23 protein-coding genes and 1 pseudogene are annotated in these 22,651 nt (G+C 50.7%); all 24 read right to left on the bottom strand.

Annotation, left to right across the window (positions count from 1 at the left end; all coding sequences use genetic code 11):
* Position 1 precedes the first annotated feature (1 nt).
* The 24 genes and pseudogenes from ONZ54_RS21550 to ONZ54_RS21665 all read right to left on the bottom strand — a co-directional run bounded on the left by ONZ54_RS21550 (position 2) and on the right by ONZ54_RS21665 (position 22,651).
* Positions 2–949: a hypothetical protein gene (locus ONZ54_RS21550; protein ID WP_271787108.1), complete on the bottom strand. Its 948-nt coding sequence runs from the start codon at positions 947–949 to the stop codon at positions 2–4.
* A gap of 98 nt (positions 950–1,047) precedes the next feature.
* On the bottom strand, positions 1,048–2,871 hold the full coding sequence (locus ONZ54_RS21555) for a hypothetical protein (protein ID WP_271787109.1): 1,824 nt from the start codon (positions 2,869–2,871) through the stop codon (positions 1,048–1,050).
* Positions 2,872–2,873: 2 nt separating this feature from the next.
* Positions 2,874–3,656: a cephalosporin hydroxylase family protein gene (locus ONZ54_RS21560; RefSeq protein ID WP_271787110.1), complete on the bottom strand. Its 783-nt coding sequence runs from the start codon at positions 3,654–3,656 to the stop codon at positions 2,874–2,876.
* Positions 3,657–3,668: 12 nt separating this feature from the next.
* Positions 3,669–4,358 (bottom strand): metallophosphoesterase family protein, encoded by a 690-nt coding sequence (locus ONZ54_RS21565; protein WP_271787111.1) that lies wholly within the window; start codon positions 4,356–4,358, stop codon positions 3,669–3,671.
* Positions 4,339–5,331 (bottom strand): ATP-grasp domain-containing protein, encoded by a 993-nt coding sequence (locus tag ONZ54_RS21570; RefSeq protein ID WP_271787112.1) that lies wholly within the window; start codon positions 5,329–5,331, stop codon positions 4,339–4,341. The genes ONZ54_RS21565 and ONZ54_RS21570 overlap by 20 nt, the downstream gene beginning before the upstream one ends.
* On the bottom strand, positions 5,328–6,209 hold the full coding sequence (locus ONZ54_RS21575; protein WP_271787113.1) for an NAD-dependent epimerase/dehydratase family protein: 882 nt from the start codon (positions 6,207–6,209) through the stop codon (positions 5,328–5,330). Before ONZ54_RS21575 ends, ONZ54_RS21570 begins: the two co-directional genes overlap by 4 nt.
* Positions 6,206–6,928, bottom strand: a complete 723-nt coding sequence (locus ONZ54_RS21580; protein WP_271787114.1) for a class I SAM-dependent methyltransferase — start codon at positions 6,926–6,928, stop codon at positions 6,206–6,208. Before ONZ54_RS21580 ends, ONZ54_RS21575 begins: the two co-directional genes overlap by 4 nt.
* Before the next feature lie 23 nt (positions 6,929–6,951).
* Entirely contained in the window at positions 6,952–7,686 is a 735-nt protein-coding gene (locus ONZ54_RS21585; protein WP_271787115.1) for a WbqC family protein, read from the bottom strand.
* Positions 7,676–8,800: a DegT/DnrJ/EryC1/StrS family aminotransferase gene (locus tag ONZ54_RS21590; RefSeq protein WP_271787116.1), complete on the bottom strand. Its 1,125-nt coding sequence runs from the start codon at positions 8,798–8,800 to the stop codon at positions 7,676–7,678. Before ONZ54_RS21590 ends, ONZ54_RS21585 begins: the two co-directional genes overlap by 11 nt.
* Positions 8,797–10,020: a class I SAM-dependent methyltransferase gene (locus tag ONZ54_RS21595; RefSeq protein ID WP_271787117.1), complete on the bottom strand. Its 1,224-nt coding sequence runs from the start codon at positions 10,018–10,020 to the stop codon at positions 8,797–8,799. Before ONZ54_RS21595 ends, ONZ54_RS21590 begins: the two co-directional genes overlap by 4 nt.
* Positions 10,020–10,580 (bottom strand): dTDP-4-dehydrorhamnose 3,5-epimerase family protein, encoded by a 561-nt coding sequence (locus tag ONZ54_RS21600; RefSeq protein ID WP_271787118.1) that lies wholly within the window; start codon positions 10,578–10,580, stop codon positions 10,020–10,022. The genes ONZ54_RS21595 and ONZ54_RS21600 overlap by 1 nt, the downstream gene beginning before the upstream one ends.
* Entirely contained in the window at positions 10,577–11,644 is a 1,068-nt protein-coding gene (rfbG, locus tag ONZ54_RS21605; protein ID WP_271787119.1) for a CDP-glucose 4,6-dehydratase, read from the bottom strand. The genes ONZ54_RS21600 and rfbG overlap by 4 nt, the downstream gene beginning before the upstream one ends.
* On the bottom strand, positions 11,641–12,414 hold the full coding sequence (gene rfbF / locus ONZ54_RS21610; RefSeq protein WP_271787120.1) for a glucose-1-phosphate cytidylyltransferase: 774 nt from the start codon (positions 12,412–12,414) through the stop codon (positions 11,641–11,643). Before rfbF ends, rfbG begins: the two co-directional genes overlap by 4 nt.
* A gap of 8 nt (positions 12,415–12,422) precedes the next feature.
* Complete coding sequence (locus ONZ54_RS21615) at positions 12,423–13,709, bottom strand: glycosyltransferase (RefSeq protein WP_271787121.1); 1,287 nt, start codon at positions 13,707–13,709, stop codon at positions 12,423–12,425.
* Between the two features lie 269 nt (positions 13,710–13,978).
* Positions 13,979–14,100, bottom strand: a pseudogene (locus ONZ54_RS21620) (IS1595 family transposase); the annotation flags it as partial.
* Between the two features lie 83 nt (positions 14,101–14,183).
* Positions 14,184–15,203 (bottom strand): glycosyltransferase family 2 protein, encoded by a 1,020-nt coding sequence (locus tag ONZ54_RS21625; protein ID WP_271787122.1) that lies wholly within the window; start codon positions 15,201–15,203, stop codon positions 14,184–14,186.
* Positions 15,200–16,384: a UDP-galactopyranose mutase gene (gene glf, locus ONZ54_RS21630; RefSeq protein ID WP_271787123.1), complete on the bottom strand. Its 1,185-nt coding sequence runs from the start codon at positions 16,382–16,384 to the stop codon at positions 15,200–15,202. The genes ONZ54_RS21625 and glf overlap by 4 nt, the downstream gene beginning before the upstream one ends.
* The gene (locus ONZ54_RS21635) at positions 16,381–17,352 is read right to left on the bottom strand and encodes a glycosyltransferase family 2 protein (RefSeq protein WP_271787124.1); all 972 of its coding nucleotides are present in this window, start codon (positions 17,350–17,352) and stop codon (positions 16,381–16,383) included. Before ONZ54_RS21635 ends, glf begins: the two co-directional genes overlap by 4 nt.
* Positions 17,353–17,523: 171 nt before the next feature.
* Positions 17,524–18,729: an acyl-CoA reductase gene (locus tag ONZ54_RS21640; RefSeq protein ID WP_271787125.1), complete on the bottom strand. Its 1,206-nt coding sequence runs from the start codon at positions 18,727–18,729 to the stop codon at positions 17,524–17,526.
* Positions 18,708–19,766, bottom strand: coding sequence for a LuxE/PaaK family acyltransferase (locus ONZ54_RS21645; protein ID WP_271787126.1), 1,059 nt, complete (start codon positions 19,764–19,766; stop codon positions 18,708–18,710). The genes ONZ54_RS21640 and ONZ54_RS21645 overlap by 22 nt, the downstream gene beginning before the upstream one ends.
* Positions 19,766–21,136: an AMP-binding protein gene (locus tag ONZ54_RS21650; protein WP_271787127.1), complete on the bottom strand. Its 1,371-nt coding sequence runs from the start codon at positions 21,134–21,136 to the stop codon at positions 19,766–19,768. The genes ONZ54_RS21645 and ONZ54_RS21650 overlap by 1 nt, the downstream gene beginning before the upstream one ends.
* On the bottom strand, positions 21,136–21,885 hold the full coding sequence (locus ONZ54_RS21655) for an SDR family NAD(P)-dependent oxidoreductase (protein WP_271787128.1): 750 nt from the start codon (positions 21,883–21,885) through the stop codon (positions 21,136–21,138). Before ONZ54_RS21655 ends, ONZ54_RS21650 begins: the two co-directional genes overlap by 1 nt.
* Entirely contained in the window at positions 21,885–22,118 is a 234-nt protein-coding gene (locus ONZ54_RS21660; protein ID WP_005318271.1) for an acyl carrier protein, read from the bottom strand. Before ONZ54_RS21660 ends, ONZ54_RS21655 begins: the two co-directional genes overlap by 1 nt.
* Positions 22,115–22,651, bottom strand: coding sequence for a GNAT family N-acetyltransferase (locus ONZ54_RS21665; protein ID WP_271787129.1), 537 nt, complete (start codon positions 22,649–22,651; stop codon positions 22,115–22,117). Before ONZ54_RS21665 ends, ONZ54_RS21660 begins: the two co-directional genes overlap by 4 nt.

A 22,651-nucleotide genomic window follows, 5' to 3' on the forward strand; every position in this document is an offset into this window, starting at 1 on the left:
ATCACCCTATGTTATTCTTGGATAGAATGTCACTGAGTCTACGCCAGCGCCAGTATCGTTCAGATTTGTCATGAATAAAAACATTAAATAGCTGAGGGAAGGCACTCTTTAATTTGTTGCGCCATGTCAACTGCTTTTCAATAAACATAAACGCGATATCAGCATTGCATACAATACCTTCAAAATAGAATAAATCGGAGTTTGGTTTAATTCCGGCGGTATCTCTCACCCATATATCTTTACCATCCGCTTGTATCTTTTCGTAGAAAATCAAAAACTCAGGCTGAGACAAATATCGAATATCTTTACCTGTCCCAACTTGTGTATCAATGGATGAAGAAACGCTGAATGAATAATCAATAATAGAAATGTCACTTTTTGACATCAGCCCAAACAGTTGATCTGCTGTTCTGATGGCATACAACAATGTGATCCCTTTTGCAAAAAACACATTCAAATGACTTGGAAGCTCATTTACATCCTCAAAAACAGAAACATCATGAGAGCTGTGAAGCATTCTAGCCAAGATATTAAAATACTCAGAAATATCAACACCAATCCATCTAACCGCTGTCAAGTCTATTCTTTTTTGACGAGCTAACATCAATGCATTTAGCTCCGTTAAAAAATGCATCCCATCGATACAACCAAATAACGTCTGCCCAAGTTCAAAAAAACTCCCTTGGCATAACTCCAAAGCAATCAACTTATTACAGTTAAATACCAAGTCATCTTTATGATGTATCTCGTTCACAAAAATATGCTCTACTGACTCAAGCTGCCTGCGTGAGAGTGCTACCGTCATTTTATTATAAGCAACGATATCATTAGCATACCTTGCGCCCATCAACCACTCATAGGCTTTTTCATGGGTTCTAAAATCATAAACTTGTCGAGAACCAGATACGGGGTCAACACTGCCAAACTCGAGATAACTGAATGCATTCATTAAACGCCTACCTTTGACATCAGTGTCAACAGTCAAAATGAACTTTTGATACACGGGTATACCTGTGAGTAATCCGCGGGCTCAAATTCACAATGCTATTACAGAAAACTCATTAATTCCGATTCAGCCTCATCAATAACTCCAGCTAAAAGAATGGCCGTAGGCGCGTCTGGGCAGACCGCCAGAATGTCAACCGTTCCGCTAGTGTAGCTAGAGTGCAAAAGCTGACTCATAATTTCTTTAACCGATGAATTGGAACAAATCACAATCTGATAAGCATCGGCTAGGGCATGTTCAGGGGCTACAATTCGGTGTCCTGCCAATATTTCTCCCCAGCGACTAGGGTGGCTATCCACAATGGCATTTATCATACCGACCTGTGCACCAAGGGTATCGATCACTCGTTGGGCTACCAACCCGGAACCATACAACACCAGACCATTTTCCGGTTCAACAAACTTGAGCTGTGACAGACTGAAAAATGTCAGGACGTCTGTAGGCACAGCCGCTACCACATCCGGCAGCGGTACCGAAAACAGCTCATGTCGATGGCGCCACCAGGCGTTGAACACTGACTTGTCTCCCGACACCGACAGCACTTTTTCCTGCAAGCGTTGCTCGGCTATCGGCAAATAGTAAGAGGCAAGAGTCGTGGGTCGACAAAAGCTCTCAACTTCCATCAGTTGGGCAAGTTGCCAGTTAGGAAATCGTTCTGCTAGAGCAACAAAAAATAGATTGGCTATCTGCCCCTTGATCAGCGCCAACACAATATCCAGCACTGTCAGAGGTATACACGCGTCACCCAATGGTGCTTCCAACGGATAGTAACGGCAATCCGCCATGGGTTGATGGGCCAAGATTGCTGGCAATCTGGCAACAAAACTGCTTACGGCGTTACCGGCATTGTAAACTTGAGCGATGTTGCAACTACTGTGCAACCGATTGTTCAGGGCACCTGCCACCTTGGATGCCAAGTCCCTCCAGCTCACTTCCAAGCCATGGCCATATCCTGTGGCTGACATTCCGTCTGGAGACACCCTCAGCATCGGCTTGCCAGTACTCATGGGAAACAAATGATTCTGGTATTCCCGGTGGCAGATCATGACAGCACCACAGGCATAATCTGAGATATAGGAGTCACTATCGCTGAAGTAAAAATGCTCAAAGCTATCACCAAATGCCTTGGCTTCCAGAATCAGTGGATGTTGCCTGTCCAAATGATGAGGACGAAAAACCACCCGTGTAGAGGGAAAAAGCTCAAGCAGTTTTTGCAACGTTGGCAGCAATAACTGGCTGACCCATTCAGGCTCAAGCGACAGCAGCGATAGGTGATAGATGATACAACGTGGCTCATTCCTATGAGCCTCTATTGCTCTGAGCATGGCATCGAGCTTTGGAACCCCAAACGGGATCTCGCAAATAAATTCGGAGCAGTGATTACGCAGTGAGGAATGAAAGCGGTTAACAAATCGCAGCTCTTCCAGTGGCGGCCTTTTTACTGGGGCGAGTACATAATCGAAGCAATAACCTCCACCGTAAATCTCCACCGTTTTTTCCAGTGGAATATCTGTGCCGTGAGGTAGCCCGATACGAACAATATCTCTGGGCAAGTCGCTATACAGCCCGTAGTTTGACTCTGGGCAAATAAAGCAGTCAAAAGCCGAGAGTGCGGAATCCCCTTCAGCAAACACAACCAGTGGCACGCTGAGAAAGTATGCTTCATACCAGTAGGACGCTTGTCGATATTCATTCTCGGTAACCAGTGCGCAAGCCTGAATTCCCGAAAAAGTCTGCAATTGTGACAAAAACTCCAGAGCCTGATTAGCCGCAGCACTAAAGCCAATGCGAAAACCGATACGCAGCCAGGATGAGTTTTCCGGTAACACCGCAAACCATGCAGCCAATCCTTGATATATTGGCATAACTACTTAATCCGTTTTAGAAAACCATCTGGCGCTACGGTAATCTGCAACTTGGCTGGTATCGCAGTATCGATGACGAATTGATCATGCTCATTAAGATATTGCCACACGGCCGTCTTAGGATTATTACCTTTACCCCAGGGACGTCCTTGGCAGAACTCATCCGGCATATGCTCAATAACCGAATCAAAAACAATGCAGTAACTACCTTTTGATACCAATGGAGCATAGGCCTCTAGCTCGGCCAATACATGCTCATGAGTGTGATTGCTGTCAAGGCACACAAGGATACGTTCATAAGAACGTGACAACGCTTTGACCTTTTCGACAACTTCAGATGCAATACTGGAACCCTCAATCATTTCAATACGTGAACGCATGGGATGAGCATCGATAACCTCACGGTTGTGAGAACGAATGTCTATATCGATACCAATCACTTTGCGTCTCGATACCCTCGGATCAATCATCTGCCCCGTCTCGATGGCATCACACATATCCAACTGCGCCAACATCGATGCGCTGAAAACCAGTGAGCCACCATGTGCAATCCCTGTTTCGATAATTAGATCTGGCCTGACCTGCCAAATGATTTCTTGCATCGCAATTATATCTTGAGGATATTGAATAATGGGACGACCCATCCATTGAAAATTATAGGTATACGAGCCAACCCGAGCCACCTCAAGCATCCAGTGCAGAGATGTATCAAAGAGTCCATAGTCCTGTTCTAGTCGTTGAATATTTTCTGCTACTTGCATTTTGAATTCTACACTCGGGTCCATGAACGACTCCTGTCATCTTTCAATATTTACAAAATCTATTCGGCCACCAATTTGCGCGCCAAGACGCAAATTTTCATAGCAAAATGCTTCTAGTCCAAAGTTTTTCATTGCCAGAATGGTACGATCCAGATCGTACTCTAGCCGCCTTAAGCGGACGTGTTTTCCATCAAATAACGCATAACCAGTGCGCCAATCTCCATCTCGAGGTTGTCCAACCGAGCCTGGATTACAATAGCAACCATTATCAAAATACACTAACGACTGTACATGGGTATGACCTGAAAACAGCCACCGTTTTCCCAATGGAATTAGGTCACGATGCAATCGATACAAATACTGGTCCTGTAGGTCATCTGGACCTCCGTGTACCATCAGAACATCCTCAAATTCGATTTTACTGACCGAATTTGCCAACCATGCAAGATGCCGCTCACCTAAGCTGTTTTTTTGCAAGGCTATAATCTGGCTCACCACTTTTGATCGTGGACAATCCTCATTATTAATAATGTAGCGATCGTGATTCCCCAAAATATTTATTGCCGACAATTTTTTTAATAAATCTATACATTCTGGCACTTGAGCCCCGTAACCAGCAACATCACCCAGAGAAATAAATTGTGTAGCTCCTTGTGACTGGGCATCTTCGACAACGGCCTCAAGTGCAGAAAAATTACCATGAATATCAGTTAATATTGCTATCATATTCAACTCTATCAGCAAAATAACGCCAACCTATTCCTTTGCGAATCCTAGGCATATCTGGACGAATACCATTACAATAATACTTGATAGACATATCTGCTTCATTGAAACCAAAGGCAGTTCTCAAAGAGTTACTACTCGAGAAGCGGGGATTTATTTCCAACAAGTATGCTTTCCCATCTGATATCCTGAATTGAAAATTCGTGGGACCTTCTGGCTGATAATATACACAAAGCTTTCTGATCACATCATCCATAACTGGAATTTCCCCAACCACTTCAGCCTGCTGTGTACAACCAGCATTGGCTAATCTACGCAATAAACGGAGTGGCCCAATATAATGACCATTTCCAAAACCAAATATTCCTACGGTATATTCTTGCTCATCACAGCCGACATATTTCTGTAACATCCACTCAGCATCACACTTTGCAGAAAAGTAATTAAAGTCTAACTCATCCTCAATAATATGAATTCCCTGAGATCCACTTCCCTCAAGGGGTTTGAAAATAAAAGGTGGGGACCCAAGGGTGTAGATAGCAGTTGTCCAACTGTTAGGACGACAACTTGGAATAACCTCAATGTCCAACTGTGAAATGTCCTGATGAAATAGCCATTTATTAGTTGTTGCCCGCAATAGCTTCGGAGAGTTTAGAGCGACAGATACTCCTAATGTATGAAATAATTCCCTATGCATGTTGAAAAAACGGATATCTGCATCTACACCAGGAAAAATTAAACTTACTTGATGTCGGGAAACTAATTCAGCCCAAAAATCTAAATAACTTTGGCTAGCCTCATCACATTCTGGTTTTGACTCAAAATCATCAACTATCTGTCGGGAAGAACTACGAGGATTTCTATCAACACCCACAATTTTCACGCCCGACTCAATAGCTCTTAGGCTGGATATGATCCCCTGACCGATAATGGCACCAATACCTGTAACAATAATAGTTAATCGATGAGTCATGACACGTCCATTGGCCCAAAGGCCGGCGCAGTTTTAGCAGATTTGATTCTGCTAATATCATCTAGAATAGCAATTTTAGGGAAATACCCCAATCTCTTGTAAAGAGTAAAATCCTCACTAAATTTAACATGTCTAAATGGTTTTTTTGAAGAGTCTAAGGTTACCTTTCCCCCAGCGTTAAATAAAGAAAAAGCTCGTAATGCCAATGTAAACATATCAATAGACACTTGAGCACAGGCCGGATAAATACCAGACAACCGATTTTCTGCTGCCAGTAACATCAAGGTAGCTGCATCTTCGACATGCAAAAAATTCCTAGGCCCCAAGGAAACTGGCATATTCAGATCCATACCCCGAGAGGCATATGCAATGATACGTCCAACCCAAGGCTGGTGAACACAGCATAGCCCCTCATCATCCCAGAGTTGAGTCAAGCGTACTGAACAAAAACTGCCACCCTGTAGACGCATCCCCATTTGTAACCACTGCTCAGCCTGAGCTTTAGACAATGTATAACTATTAGGTTGTTGCCCCGCCTCCAACAACTCAAAATCAGAGCCAATCGTCCCCGCATAAACAAGCGCAAAGATCCCCGCCGCCCGAGCCAACTCCAAAACCTGATGGCAAGCGGCAACATTGACAGAAATGTTTTGCCCAATCCCCTCCAGGGAATCATCTGAGAAACTCGCCGCACAATGAAATAACACATCAGCTTTGAAACCTGCGGGCAATTCAATGTCTCGTGAAGCCCCCAACTCGAGCCAAAAATCATCGTCCTGGCCTCTTCCAACTAGCCACACCTGATGCCCGCGGGCTTCAAGTAATTGCCTTAACTTGAGACCCAGCATTGAGCGACCACCCAGTACGATGCATTTCATATGATTGTCAGTTCCAGCATCATCCCTACACATAATTCAGGAAAGTCAACACCAACTTTCAACATTGCCTGCAAATTGTCTTCAAAGTTATCGAGTGTTTTGAGAGTACTTAACGGAAGAGGCTTCAAGTAGATTCCTTCCTGGTGGGTCACTTGATAACCCGCATGAGTAACTGCCTGCGTGAGCGAGTCCAAACAATATTGCCGAAGGTGTCCTAATGCTAAATCATTTTCATTCAGTGAATAGATATCATCTATTATTCCGAGTGCAAGTCCAAACCTGCGGTTAAGCGACTTGGCATTAGGTACCGCAATATACAACTTTCCGTTTGACTTCAGCATATGGTAGTACTTTTTCAGTATCAAATGTGGGTCATCCACATGCTCAAGAATAAAACCCATAACGATGACATCATAAGGTTCATCTGAATGAAAATCTTCAAAGTACGACTCAACAATACGACCTGTAAAATCAGGATTATTGGCTTTGAACTGTTCAATAACTACTGATGAACCATCTAGAACTGTGTAACTATCACTATACTTATTAAATATTTTAGCGGTATATCCATGCCCTAAACCTAATTCAAGAAGTCGGCCTACATGACCACAGCGATTAATAATTCTATGGGGATACCAATTCAGAATAAGATCATTCTCAATACTTGTCACTGAGTTTGGATTATATTCCCCTGATACTAAATTCAAATCTCTTTTCATATTATCTTTTGCTCCCAAGCGTACTACTGGCTAAATGCTCGCCATGAAATTTGGCCTGCAGGCAAGAGCTTTACCGCTTCAGATCCCAGATGGGCAATGGCATCAAGCGCCGTAACATAAGGCGTAAAGTCACCAAAGTGTTGCGGGTATGGAGCCAATGTATAATCGATATAATTGACCTGCAAGCCAACGTTTTCAAATTGCTCATGAGATAAGTAATGTCTGGCTCCATGGCCAGTTAAATATTCGCTGGCATGGAAATGCTGGCAAATTTCAATCAGTCGCTCACTACTTTTCCCACCTACATTGAGTGATGATGAACAGGAGAAATGTCGTTTTTCTGTCTCAAGCCCAAAATACTGACACATCATTTTGGTCGAAACGATGGCCAATTCACTCAGTGAGTCTGACTGCCTAGAAAATACACTTTGCACAAGGTCCATCACATCAGCACCATAGCGCGTTTGACTGAACGCTTGTTGAAGCATATTAAGATGTTGAGATTGCCAAGGCTTTGTGTTGTCTATTTGCACATCACTGATCCGCGCACCGCGATGCCACTTCATCAGCGGTACAGTCAACCAAACTATGCCATCCTTATTTTTTAGCTGTACCCTATTGAAAAAACCGCGTGTGAATTGAACGTCATCATAAAAAACAAAGGCATCACAGCGATTTATTTGCTGAAACAAACCAATCCAAGGGAAATACATCGGTTGAGAAACAACTACCGTATAACTATTATTATCATTGCGCACGGCACGCCTCACCGTGTAATTTCACAATCACCTGAATGACCTGATCCATCTGCGCAGGGGTAATATCATGATAACTTGGGAGATTGATGCTTCTGGTCGCTATATCTTTTGCCAGTAGTTTTCCTTCTGCTCCGCTAAACACCAGCAGTTGTGACAGCGGCCAGAAAAAAACTCTGGCATCAATGTTGGTACTGTTGAATTCAGCGATCAGATGTTCGCGAGTGATGCCTAAGTCCCGCTCAAATATGACTGTTGGCATCCAGGCACCATTAACACCATCAAGAGGCTCAGGATTCATCGATAATCCTCTCAGGGGAAGTAATGCTTGGCGATAATACTGCAAAATTTGCCGCTTTCGACTAATCAATTCTTCAACCCGCACCATCTGACCACAACCGATCGCCGCCTGAATATTCGACATCTTGTATTTATAGCCCACGGTCTCGGGCCAGAACTGGCGAATCTGTCCACGTTCTCGACCGTGGTTGCTAAGCGTTAACACCCGTTCATAGAGATCGGCATCATTGGTAACAAACATGCCACCTTCACCAGTTGTCATAGTTTTAGTTCCATGAAATGAAAAAGCACCAAAACGCCCCATAGAGCCAGCTCGCTGGCCATGATATATAGATCCTATCGCTTCTGCTGCATCTTCAATTACTGGAATACCATATCGTTCACCAATCGTCAGCAATTGCGTCATATGGCAGAGATTGCCATAGAGATGCACAGCGAGAATAGCCTTGGTGCGTGGCGTAATTGCTGCCTCAACCAAGTCAGGATCTAGACACCAAGAATCGGGTAATATATCCACAAAAACAGGTTTCGCCCCCAAGTGAATTACGGGGGCGACACTAGCAATCCAGTTACTATCAGCCAATATCACTTCATCCCCAGCACCGATACCCAGCGCAGCCATCCCCATGTGCAGGGCACCGGTACAACTTGACGTAGCGATCGCGTATTTCACCCCCAGATGGTCACGGAAAAGCCGTTCAAAACGGTCAATATACTCATAACAACGCTCCCCCCAGCCATTGGTCGCCGCATCAGTGGCATAGCCAATTTCCAGCTCGGTGATAGAAGGCTTGGTATACAAAATGCGTTCGTTCATAGGATCTCCAAACGCGGTACAGCGACAACAAGACGAGTACCGGCAGCACGCAAAGGTGCCAATTGGTGGCTGACCTCATCCACCAGATTCCAAGGCAAGATCAGGACAAAGTCCGGCGGATTTGCCGTCATCGCCTCTGGCGACACAATTGGAATATGACTTCCCGGCATGAATCGTCCTTGTTTCGAGCCAGCAGCATCACAAACATAAGGCAACAGATCGGGGCGAACACCCGCGTAGTTCAACAAAGTATTGCCTTTAGCAGCAGCCCCATAAGCAGCCACCATTTTACCAGCCCGTCGCTGGGCCAATAAGAAAGAGAGCAGTGAATTCTTGACCCTGTCCACTTGGGCTTGGAAATTCTGATAGATACTCAACTGATGCAATCCAGCCATCGACTCCTGACGCAAGCATTCTACGACAGCTGTAGTAACCGACCGTTGTTCATCAGCATGACAGGCAAATACCCGCAAACTTCCACCATGAGTAGGTAATAACTCAACGTTGAATACTTGCAGGCCCACCGAAGCCAAAATTAGTTGCACTGTCTGCAGCGACAGATATGAAAAATGCTCGTGATAAACTGTATCGAACTGCACCTGCAACAATAGTTGCAGCAGATGAGGAAACTCCAGAGTCAAGGTTCCACCAGGATTAAGCAGGTGCTTCAAACCATGACAGAAATCGTTGATATCAGGAACATGAGCGAGAACATTATTAGCAATCAACAGGTCAGCCCCCTGTCTCTGCCCACACATCTTTTTCGCCAATTCGGTACTGAAAAACTCTCGGATAATCGGAATGCCCAGCGATTCAGCTGCAGTCGCCGTAGCAACGGTAGGTTCAACCCCAAGGCAAGGAATACCAGCCGCTACAAAGTTTTTGAGCAGATAACCATCGTTGGCTGCGATCTCGACCACATGGTTCTTGGACGTCAGGGATAACTCGTTCATCATGCGCGAGCAATAACGGGCGGCATGAGCCAACCAGCTGGTTGATGTACTTGAAAAATAAGCATAATCAGGACGGAACAGCTGATCTGCTGAGGTAAAATCTTCGGTCTGCACCAGCCAACATCGGTCGCATACTTGCAAGCGTAGCGGGAAGGTTATTTCTGGCCGAGAGAGATCATCGGCACAAAGATACGCATTAGATGGAGGAGCAAAGCCCAAATCAAGAAAGCCATGAACCAACGTGCTACCACAGTGTCGGCATTTCATCAGATAACGATCCCCTGAAAACAGTCCTTTAATGTCGGATGCTGGCGATCACGTGCCGAAAACTCCGCTATCGTTAGCGGCCATGTAATCTGAAGACGCGGATCCAGCGGACTGAGTCCTCCTTCCGCCTCTGGAACATACATTGCCGAATGACAATAAAGCATCTCAACTTCATCACTCAGAGTCTGAAAGCCGTGAGCAAACCCTTCCGGAATAAATAGAGAACGGAAGTTATTATCCGAAAGCTCCTCCGCATGCCACTTCAAAAATGTCGGCGAGCCAGCCCGAATGTCGACAATCACATCCCAGACTCGGCCTCTAATACAGGTCACCAACTTTTTCTCGCTATGTGGTGGATATTGAAAATGCAGTCCCCGAATCGTGCCACAACGAGATGTGCAAGTCAGATTGATCTGTGCCACACATTGCTCCCAACCCAGAGCAGCCAGCTCTTGGGCACAGAACAGTCGACTCAATATGCCTCGCGAATCCCCCCGGGCTTCGCGTTGCAGCAACCGGGCTCCGGGCAAAGGCTCGGACAATAGCGTAAAACGGCTCATCGGTGAGCCTCATAGTCCTCAATTTGCCGCTCACACAAATCCCGTGCAGCAGCTCCCTGATACCAATCACGATACCAGCTCATGGTTTGCTCAATAGCCTGTGGTAATGACCAATGTGGCGAAATGTTCAGGGTGTGACGCGCCTTGGCCGTTTCCAGTGCCAACCAACCAGTCTCATGAGGCCCGGATTCACCCACCAAGTGCCAAGCATCTTGACCAAGACCAAAACTGAGTGCAGCCAGATCCACCACCTGCGCCACGCTCGCGGCATCCCGACTATCGGGACCAAAGTTATATGCACCAGCTAACTGTGGTTCTTGATACAGACGTTGTGCCAACACCATATATGCCGAAACAGGTTCCAAAACATGTTGCCATGGACGCACGGCGTCGGGGCACCGAATGGATAACGCTTGGCCAACTTGCCAAGATCGCACAGCATCGGGGATCAAACGATCAACGGACCAATCCCCCCCCCCAATCACATTGCCAGCTCGAGCCGTTGCGACGGCAACACCTCGGGCCGCCAAGAACGCCTCGCGATAACTGCTAATCACCAGTTCACTGGCTGCCTTGCTTGCACTGTATGGATCATGCCCCCCCAAACGGTCAGTCTCCCGATAAGGCCAAACAGACTCTTGGTTGTAATAGACTTTATCCGTGGTAACCATGACAACACTCTTGACGGAATCCAATGACCTGAGTGTGTCTAATAAATAAACCGACCCCATCAGATTGGTTTCAAATGTTCGTGCTGGCTCACGATACCCCTCTCGAACCAATGATTGCGCGGCAAGATGGAATACGATCTCTGGTCTCACTTCGCGTACAAGTGGCACAAAGTGCTGCGGGGTGCAAATATCGCAGATATGATGACTGCATATCTTAGCTATCTCCGCGGCATCAAACAGATTGGGAGTTGAATTAGGTGCCAGACTAATCCCGGTTACATCCGCCCCAAGTCGATGCAGCCACAAGGTCAACCAACAGCCCTTGAAACCGGTATGCCCGGTGACAAGCACCCGTTTCCCCGCCCAAAAGGAAGCATCAATGCGCTGCGTCATGCCCATACCTTCCAGGGAGCCCTGTGATTGGCCCATAACTCCTCCAACTGATTCTTTTCACGCAACGTATCCATCGGTTGCCAAAACCCTTGATGTTCGAATGACATCAACTGCGCCATATCCGCTAATGCAGCCAGAGGTTCACCTTCCCAGCTGCATTGATCACCCTCCAGCAACGTGAATACGGCTGGAGAGAGCACGAAGAATCCGCCGTTAATCAAACCTCCATCACCTCTGGGTTTCTCAGAAAAACCAGTCACTACATTGCCGTCCCGGGTCAGTGCACCATAACGACCTGGCGGTGCAACAGCCGTAACCGTTGCCATCTTGCCGTGGGCTTGATGAAAATCAATTAGTTGCCGAATATCAACATCACTGAGCCCATCCCCATAGGTAAAACAAAAGGCTGATTCGCCCTTCACATACTCTTCTACACGTCGTAACCGTCCCCCCGTGAGAGTATCTTCGCCGGTATCGACCAATGTCACCCGCCAGGGTTCAACGTGATTATGATGAACTTCCATGCGATTATTCGGCATGTCAAACGTGACGTCAGACATATGTAAAAAATAATTTGCAAAATACTCTTTAATAATATATCCCTTATACCCCAAGCAAATAATGAAATCATTAATCCCATGATGTGAGTACATTTTCATGATATGCCAAAGGATCGGTTTTCCACCAATCTCAATCATTGGCTTTGGCTTAAGATGAGACTCTTCACTAATCCGTGTACCCAATCCGCCGGCCAAAATAATAGCTTTCATGCTGACTCCTATAAATTAGTGTCAAGCAACTGACATGAATGGTTGTTATAACCAGCCAAATAATTCAACGCATCAAATAAATCCATCGGCTCTTCTGTCACCGGTTTTCTCGGCAATGCTACACCATCATGCCAATGTATGTACGCCAAATGCTCAGCAGATATACCATGTATAAACTCATCTGTTTTATTCAATCCGGAATGATAAATTTCGCTGCTAGCCGGCTTAAGCTGTTCAATCATATTAAACTCTAATTCATGTCTTCGAACATCATCTATGGAGTCAAGCCAAGGCAGCAATAATGCTTCAAACCTAGATCGTTCTGTGTCATCCAAATCACAAACCATCTTAAGGTCTTCTCGTGCCCAGAAAGCAAGTGCCCCCTTATCTAGTACCAAATTTTTAATCGGACCATCCACTGCCAGTGACTTCATAAATTCGAATTCAGCAGCAATATGGGAATTGTGTCCCACACCAAATCCACTAATGGGTAATCGCTGCCAGTAGGCATCTGCATCCACCCCATAGCTTTCAAGGTATTCTCGAGCAGCAAAAATTGATTTTCGAGTTGCTTCACCATTGGATAATCCATCCATATTGATGACCAACATCAGAGTCTGATTTAGGTCCACACAAATCTTGCTTTCATTCAGAATGGCAATCATTGAAGTAAAGTCCGGACTCATGGGGTGAAATATTCGACCGTAGCGATCTTTTATCTGAGTCAGCACCTCAGTTTTAACGACTCCGGAGTATATTTTCCCATAACTGTCTATGGGCTTATTGGATCGACAAAACAATGGAAAGTCAAAACTGAAACGACGCTTTAACTCTAATGCCGGGTTATATTTCTTAGCCTTTCCAGGTTTTAATAATGGGTGAAAACCACCATATAAAATCTCATTTTTTGATTGCTTGACATCAAAAAATTCATATTGCCATGTCAACACATCAGGAGATGATTTTGAGATCTCGCCAGCCATTAAACTTAATGCATCAGAACGCAATATAAATTTATCACCAAATACTGTTATATATTTACCCTGCGCACTTCCTATTGCAAACTCCCAGCTATCACACATATTCATATGGTATGGTGATCGCTTATATTTAAATCTCTTATCCTTTAAAAAAGGAGTAACTACATGCTCACAGAAAGCGTTGCACCCATTATCAGAAATAATAACTTCAAAATCTGAGAATGTTTGTAACTCCAGTGCCTTTAATACATTTAACACTAAATCAGGTCGGTCTCGAGTGGGAAGTACGATACTAAACAATGGTCGCTGAAACATATCCATTCCCCATGAAATTTTCGATCAAAAACCACCAATAATTAATTATTAATAATTTTATTTCAAATGACCATTTCCAAAAACAACATTTAATAAATGACAATCTATATTTATCCACTATAAAAACCAGAAGTCAGAAGTCAGAAGTCAGAAGTCAGAAACAATAAATAAAAACAAGAACACCATATTCCCCCAGCATTTTACAATGATCTTCTTAAGTTATTTGCAAGATGCCTTTTCAATAATGGATCGTTAATATTTTTATTTTTCAGAAAGCCGTGAGGAAAACGCCAAGTGAACAGAGCCTTTTCGCATTGTGCTTCGATGCCATAACCCTTGAAAAACTTAAACAGCTGTACCCTTTCTTGAATTGGACTTCGCTTTTAGCAATAACTTTGCAGCTCATGAACTGTGCATAAGATTAGTATAGTTCAGAGTGACTATATGTCATGAGTAATCAGGTCAGATATTGTGCTAAGCAATCACCATAAAATCGCGCCACTCAGTCAGACCTAAATTGGTCAGTTGCTCCACCATTTCCAGCCTGACAGGTTGCGCTGCGATCACAATCTTCTGCTGCAGGCAGTTATTTAGCGCCTGCACCGCAATATCAAGGCCATTGATATGAACAGGCTGTTTTTCCGATTGCTCAATAAAGTTGAGTACCGCAATGTTGTTCTGCCTGAAAATTTGATACATCAAACGAGCCAAGCCGCCACTACCATAGATAGCGACCCCTTCAGCATCGCCTATCAGCTGCATAATTCTTGCTTGTTTAAAGTTGAACAAATAGGTAAACCATGACAATAGCCGTTCATGGCTTACCTGAGCAGTGACGGATTGTCGGTTCACCCGAACTTTGACCAGAGTCTCCTTTACACAACCAATCCGGTAGCCCTGTTCGTTTAACCGATAAAACAGCGAATAATCCTCACACAGTCGCTGATCCGGATAGCCAACCGCCCGGATAGCATCAGTGCGGGCACAATAACTGGTGTGCTCGACGCAGAGCCAACGCGGCAGATGTTGTGAAATCAGACTCTCTGTATCAATTAGGTTGGCTGCAGCGTAATCACGTTGCCGGGTTGCCAGTCGCTCTGCGGTATCGGCATCATCTGATTCTGCAAACGCCTCTATGTAACATTTCACCAACGCCAAGCCCGGGTCTGCCTGTAAAGCATCGAGCTGTCTGGCAAAGCGTTCCTGATGACTGAGATCGTCAGAATCAACCTTAATGACATAAGGTGAACGGACATACTGCAATGCCTCCTGCAACGAATAGCCAACCCCTTTATTTTCTTCGCGACAATAGAGCCTGATCCTTGAATCCTGATAGCCACGGATCACTTCAACCGTCTCATCGCTGGACCCGTCATCAACAATAACCAGCTCAAAATCAGTAAAGCTTTGTGCCAATACCGAATCTATCGTCGCCCGTACATAAGGTGCGGTATTGTAGGTGGTCATTAAAGCCGTCAGGGTTGGCGTGCTCATTGCCCGCTCACTGTGCCGACAAGTTGTCGTTTGGGCAGACTGTCAAACTGCTGCAAAGCATTGTCCACCGCATCATCCATATCAAAGTAACGATATTCGGCAAGGCGACCCAGGGCTATCAGCTGCGGGAACTGGGCCAATTCATTGCGGCAGGCCTGATAATTCTGTTTAGCCACGTCGGTAAACAGCGGGTAGTAAGGCTCCAGCCCCTGCTCTGGCACATAGGCACAGGGATATTCATAAACGATGCTGGTGCCGGGATGTTGCTGCCCGGTCAGATGCTTGAATTCGGTGATGCGGGTATAGGCCTCTTCATTCGGGTAATTGACCGTGGTCACCGGCTGAAATTGAGCTTGCGGCAGATGACAGTGCTCAAAGCGCAGCGAGCGATAAGGCAGATCATAGTGACCCTCCGGCATCAGCTGATCCAGCATGCCGGTATAGACCATCGGTCCGGCAAATGGCACGCCATCCAGCAGAATCCGTTTCTGTTGCCAATCCAGACAAACATGGGCTCCCATGGGGGTGGATAGCCTGACCTCAATCAAGGGGTTCGCCAACATGCGCTCGAACATGGCGGTGTAACCCTGCTCGGGCACCGCCTGCCAGGGATCGATGAAGTAACGGTCATCACGATTGACGACAACCGGCACTCGCGCAGTGACCTCGGGCGAGACCTGCTCTGGTGATACACCCCACTGTTTGCTGGTGTAGTTGACGAAGGCACGCTCATAGATGAACTGGGCAAGCTCAGCCAGCAGGGGCTCAGCTTCCTGCCGCAGTGCCATGATGGGCACCCTGGCCCCGTCACCAAATCGACTGCGCAGGGCCGCAATCATTGCCGTAGCCTTCTCGGCCGGGAAGCAACGCTCTATGCTGGTCAGGTTGAACGGGATGGGCACCAACTGACCATCGATCCGTGACAGCACACGATGCTCGTAAGGCCGCCAGGCGGTAAACTGCGACAGGTAATCCCAAACTTCCCGCTTGTCGGTATGAAATAGGTGCGGTCCATAGCGATGGATCAGCACCCCATGCTCGTCATACTCATCGAAGCAGTTGCCACCTATGTGGTCGCGCTGTTCCAGCAACAGCACCTTCCAGCCAAGCTGGCTGGCCATTCGCTCCGCCATGACGGAGCCGGACAGCCCGGCTCCGATGACAATCGCCTGATAACTCACGCTGCATCTCCAAACAGTTGTTGCACGACGCCGGCCGGATTGGTGCGCCCCTCCCACGCCAGCTGATGCCGCTTGTCGAAAAACCAGCCCGGTGCCAGCGTGGTCACCTCGCTCACCGACTGCTCAAGCAGGTTGAGAAAACGGGCGTAGTCTCCCTGCCGCAAGAAATAGAGCGCGGCAGAGTAGTAGTGATGGGCACGCCCTTGGGCAATAGTCACAGGATCAGCCCCAAAGTCACCGGCATTGTCACAAGCCCGCAGCAGGTCGCGCAGCGACTGCTCACGACGCTCGGCCGATTTGCGGGTCTGCCCGCCAAAGCTCTGGGTGTGGAAGCGATAGCGCCCCAGCAGCTCGGGGATAAAGTCGAGGGTTCCCGGGTTGAGAGAGAGATTCAGAATATGCCAGGGGTAATCGAGGATGATCTTGCACCCCTCGTCGATGGCATTTTCCATCCCCTCATAGCGCCGAAACATGATGGAGCTGGCATTGACGAATACCCCGAAGCGGATCAAGGCCTCTCGCGTCATCACGGGTTCGAGATGCCGGCTGTTGTAGTAGTCATGGGTAAACAGCTTGATCCGTGCCCCTGTCTCATCATCGAACATCTCGGCTTCGTGGTAGCAGAGGGTGCAACCCGGGTGTGCATCCAGATACTCGGCTTGGCGCTGCAGCTTGCCCGGCAGGGCCAGATCATCCCCATCCACATAGGCGAGATAGTTACCCCTTGCCTCTGCAAGCAGCCGCTTCTGGGTCTTGGCCAGCCCCATGTTCTGTTCGTTCTGCAGAATGCGCAGTGTCGGCCACTGCCACGCCAGCCGCTGCAAGATAGCCCAGGAGTCATCACTCGAGCCGTCATCGATGGCGATCACCTCAAACTCGAAATCCGTTTGCTGCTCGAGCAGGCTGAGCAGGCAGGGTTCGATGAAGCGCGCCAGATTGTAGACAGGCACCAATACGCTGACTTTCATAGGGAAATCCAAGAGAAGATGAGTAGAAAAGAAGCGGATGGGAGAAAATGGGCAAGGCTACCGCACGGTCCCTGTCAACCCTTCCCCCCTCTCTGTCAGGTTTTACTGCAAGAGATATGCCTGACCAAGCTAATCCATTGAAGCTGCGGGATTTATGTGAGCCACACCCGATTATTCATGCTGGGCGAGGCCACGGCTGCAAACTTGCAGCATGTCGATGCCATCCCAGTGCCACTCGAATGCCAGCGCCTGTCCCGGCGCCACCACCCTGTCTATGCGGCAGGTGGGCGCATTCGGCAAGGCATCCTCAAGCTGTGCCTTGTGTACACCGACCCAGACACAGGTCTGCATATCCCACGGCTGCAACAGCAGCTCATTCAGGCTATCGGCCACAAACTCGGCGACTGTACCTCCTCCGACGTGTGCGAGCCGCAGGGAGGCGGCCGGAGTCAATAAGGTGACACCCGGGAATGTGCTCAGCTGCATCTCACCGTCCAGGGCGGCATTTTGTTGACTGTGGATGAGCCGCTCCATCACCAGAGCGGGATCCTCGGCAAAGGGAGCGAACAGGGCCACCAGCAGACGGCGGCGCAACGCTTCGTCGGGCTCGCCCAGCCAGCAGAGGGTGGTGGGGGAGGCGCAAGCCTGCTGATTGAAACGGGTACAGTCCTGCTGCAGGGCCCCCAGTGTCTGTTGCCAGCCCACAGCATCCAGCCCGGCCAGCCAGTGGCTGTCGAGCACCGCCATGGAGCGGCGATCCGGAAATACCACTTCCTGTGCACTTGGGGAGAGAGGAATGGCCCGCACCTGGCGGATGGTCTCGTCGCCGCCCCAGATGATGCGCAGCCGGCAGCTGGCCGACAACCAGCCTGTGGTGCCTTCGTCGTGGCCATAGCGAATGAAGCGGGTGCGCATGGCGATCCCCTGCCACTCAACCCGGCTGAAGAGGTCGTTCAGTATGGCCAACATGGCATCCTGCACCGGATCGCGGCGCGATGACAGCCGCACCACGCAGGGATTGCCCATCAGCAGGGCCATCAGCCAGGAGTAGAAGGCCACGGTCGGTACATTGGAGGGCACCAGGTGAAACGTGACCCCCACCGGCCCCCGCCCCTGCAGCCGTTGCCGCTCTCTGGCCAGCTGGCGCGGCCGCAGCCAGAAGCCGAACGCAGCCAGATCGGGATGACGCCGTCCCTCCTGTTGCAGACGTGCCGACAGGGCCGCCACGAAGTCGCAGATGACGGGAGCAAAACAGGGTAGCGGCTGCGGGCAGAAGGTCTGCCAGCTGGCAGCCGGTGCCACGAAGCTGACGTCGGGCCCCGTCAACCAAAACCCCTCTGCCGCCTGCGGCGGCGTCACTGGAAGGTGTCGCTGCATCCCCTCACCTCGGCGCCTTGCTGGCGCCCTGATACCTGAAAATAACGGCCATGGCGGCCACAGGGGCAGTCATCCTCCCCCAGCAGCACGCCGAGATCCTCGGTCAGCAGGCTGTGGCCCGGATAACTGCCGGGAATGGCGGAGAGCACCTGCAACAAACCGGGCTGACCGACCCCGAGTGGCTGATGGGTGAGCGGATCGCGCACCTGCAGATCGGCAAACACGGGGGCATGCAGATGCCCCTGCTCGCACTCGACGAAGATGGATCCCACCTGCTCCACCATGCCATAGAAGTTGTGTACCCGACCCAGCCCAAACTGCTCGCGGCAGCGCGCCTTGAAGGCGGGATTGTCCACCGCCAGATGCTGCAGCTTCTTCCAACCACCGCTGTGAAACAAAATACCCTGCTCAAAGGGCAGGTGCAGTCCGCGCTCGCGCAGGGGCTCCAGCAGGCATTGCCAGACCATGAAGGTAAAGCCGAACAGCAACACAGGCTGACCGGCGTATTTGTCACAAAACGCCTCTATCACCGGCCAGTTGGGCCGCATCTGCTCGTCGAGGGCATAGGTGTGGTCACGGCCGAGGAAGGAGAGCCCCAGGGCGCCTGCGCCGCGCGCCGAAAAGCCGTTGCGGTTCTGGATGAGGGCGGGCTGCTCCACCAGCAACATGGGCAGACGCTGCTTGCCGACAAACTCCTGCAGTATCTTCACCAGCACCTTGCTCTGCAAAGCTGCGGTCTCCCGATCCAGCACTATCCGTGATGGCGCCCCCGTGGTGCCCGACGAGGTGAGCACCTTGAACACCTCGGCCTCGGGCACGCTCTGCCACTGGGCCAGCTTGAACAGCCGGGCCGCCAGATAGGGCAGCTCGCCATAATCGGCAGCCTCTGCCGTCCAGCCGAAGGCATGCAGCACATTGGCATAAGGGGCGCAGTGCTCGACATGGTGACGGGTCAGGGCATTGAGCCGCGCCAGCAACAGCGCCTGTTTGGCGGTCTGGGGCAGGTCGAAGATGGGGGCGGCCAGCAAGCTTTCCATCACGCCTCCTCCGCCAGTCTGGTCAGGGCGGCATAGTCAATCTTGTGGTTGGCGGTGCGCGGCAGCTGTGCCACCTGCATCACCCGCACCGCCCGTGGCGGCGCCTGCAGCCACTGCGCCAGCTCGCGCTGCAAGCCGTCGGCCGTCAGTTCGCCATGGGGTTCGACGACCACCAGCAGGCAGTCATCACGCCCACCGCACGCACCCGACCAGCCCCAGCGATGAAGCTGGCTCTCGACCTCCGCCAGACTGATACGCTTGCCAAACAGCTTGAGAAAACGGCTGAGACGGCCGCAGATGTAGTAGCGGCCCGCCTCGTCACTGCGAGCCAGATCGCCGGTGGCAAGCTCCTGCAGTTGGGCGCCCTGCGCCAGATCCTCGGCAGCACTGGCATAGCCCAGCATGACGTTGTCACCGCGATAGACCAGCTCCCCCTCCCCGGGTTTGCCCCCCTCCAGCTCGCGCAGGGAGAAGTGGCCGCCGGGAATGGCGCGGCCGATGGCATCCGGATGAGTGACCACCTCGTGCGCTGCCAGCCAGGCCATGCGCGCCGTCGCCTCTGTCTGGCCATACATGACGAAGAAACGGCGCCCCAGCAGCAGAGCCTGCTCGGCAAACTGCTGCGCCAGCGCGGGTTCGAGCCGTCCACCTGCCTGGGTCAGGGTCTGCAGGGAGGGATAACGGGCCCAGTCAAAACGCAGTCTTGCCAGCATCTGATAGGTAAAGGGCACGCCGGCAAAACTGCTCACGCCGTGCTGCTCGACCTGCTGCCAGAAGCTGCGATCCAGCACGCTCCCCTCGTGTTGTACCAGGGAGGCCCCCACCAGCAGATGACTGTTGAGTACCGACAAACCGTAGGAGTAGAACAGCGGCAGGCTGGTGATGGCTCGTTCAGTCGTCGTCAGCGCCAGATAGTCGGCGATGGAGGCCGCGTTGGCCGCCAGATTGCGGCCCGAGAGGCGCACCCACTTGGCACTGCCCGTGCTGCCCGAGGTCGGCAACAACACCGCCAGCTCGGGGTGCAACAGTGGGCTGGTATCCCTGAGACGGATCAACTCCCCTTCTTCATTTACCCGGCAGGTCACTGCGAACTGCTGGCAGCTGGCATCGTGCTGGTTCGAAGGGAGAGCGGGATCCGCCAGCATCACCGCATGCCCCAGCCTGAGGGCGGCCAAATAATGCAGTAGATGGGAAGTGCGGGTGAAGAAGGGCAGATAGACGAGGCTGCGCTCACTCGGGTAAGTCGCCGCCACTTGTGTCACCCGTTGCGTCAGCTCGCCGTAGGAGAACCAGCCATCCAGCGGATCCCGCCAGGCCGGCGCCGGGTTATCCTCATGCAGATGAGCGAGTAGAGGATGAAGTTGCTTCATCAGACCAACATGCCTCCATCCACGCCTATGACCTGACCGGTCACGTAACTCGACAGGTCGGAGGCGAGGAACAGCGCTACCTTGGCCACCTCGTCCGGCGTGCCGATCCGCCCCATGGCGATGCTGGCGAGACGTTCGGCGAACTTCTGGTCAGGGATGGCACGCGCCATCTCGGTATCGATGAAGCCGGGGGCGATGGCGTTGACCCGGATCTGGCTGGCTGCCAGCTCCTTGGCCAGCGACTGGGTGATGCCGATCACTGCCGCCTTGCTGCCGGCATAGCTGCTGAGCCCGGCGGCGCCCACCCGTCCCATCAGGGAAGCGAGATTGATGATGCTGCCGCCACCGCTGCGCTGCATCAGGCGGGCGGCGTACTGGCTGCAATAGACAACGCTGAAAGTATTGTGGCTGAAGGTCTGCTCCAGCTGCGCCTGATTGACCATGCCGAGCAGTCCCTCTTCCAGTATCCCGGCATTGTTGACCAGCACATCCAGCTGACGGGTCCGGGCAAACAGCTGCTGAAAGGCCTGCTTGACCGCCTGCGGCTCGGCCACATCGAAACAGAGCGGCTGGCAGGGGACACCGAACTCGGCGCCGAGGGCGGCCGCCAGCTGGCTCATGGCAGCTTCATCGCGGCCCCCCAGCCACAACTCGGCCCCCTGCGCGGCAAACTGGCGGGCGATGGCAAGGCCAATGCCGCGCCCGGCACCCGTGATCAGCGCCCGCTTGCCCTGCAGCAGCCCCTGCATCAGAGGGCGACCCCGTATTTGGCGAGGATCTCCCGCGCCTTGGCAACCGAGCTCATGTCGATGATGTCATCGGTATCGAGCAGGACGCCGTAGCAATCCTCCAGCTGGGCGATCAGGCCCATGTGGGCGACGGAGTCCCACTGGGGAATGCTGTTGTAAGCCAGCCCGTCGCTGACGGTGCCGACGTCTATGCCGAGGGCATCGGCAAAAACCTGTTCCAACGCTGTAGTCATCTGAAAAATCTCCGTAGCCGTTCACGGGCGGCATAATAATCGGCGGGTTGCAGTTCAAGGGCGAGAAAGTCGCCCTCCTGCCCATGTTGGCGATAACCCAGCTGCTCGTTCAGGCGCAGGGCGGCGCCGTTACCCGCGCGCACCAGGGTGCGGATGCAGCCGAGCTCGAAGGTATCGAAACCCTGATCGAGCTGGGACAGGGCGGCGGCAACGGCCAGCATGGGATGGCGCACGCTGGAGGTGCCCAGATAGAGGCCGGCGTCAGCCACCGGCTGCCCCTGCAACGGCCGCCGCGCTTCCCCCTTCAGATTGACGTAGCCTGCCCGCTGACCCCGACACCAGAGCACCCAGTGTTGCTGATCCGGCCGCTCACGGCTGCTGACAAACCACTGCCGCTGCTGGCGGGGGGAGATGAGCGCCTGTTCGACCATCTGCAGCCGTACCTCATCCTGATTGCGCCAGCGCCTCAGTGTGGGCAAGTCCCACGGCTGAACCGGGCGCAGCTCGACACCATAACTCATGCTCAATACCAC

It is taken from the genome of Aeromonas salmonicida (genome assembly GCF_028355655.1).
Lineage (GTDB): Bacteria > Pseudomonadota > Gammaproteobacteria > Enterobacterales > Aeromonadaceae > Aeromonas > Aeromonas salmonicida.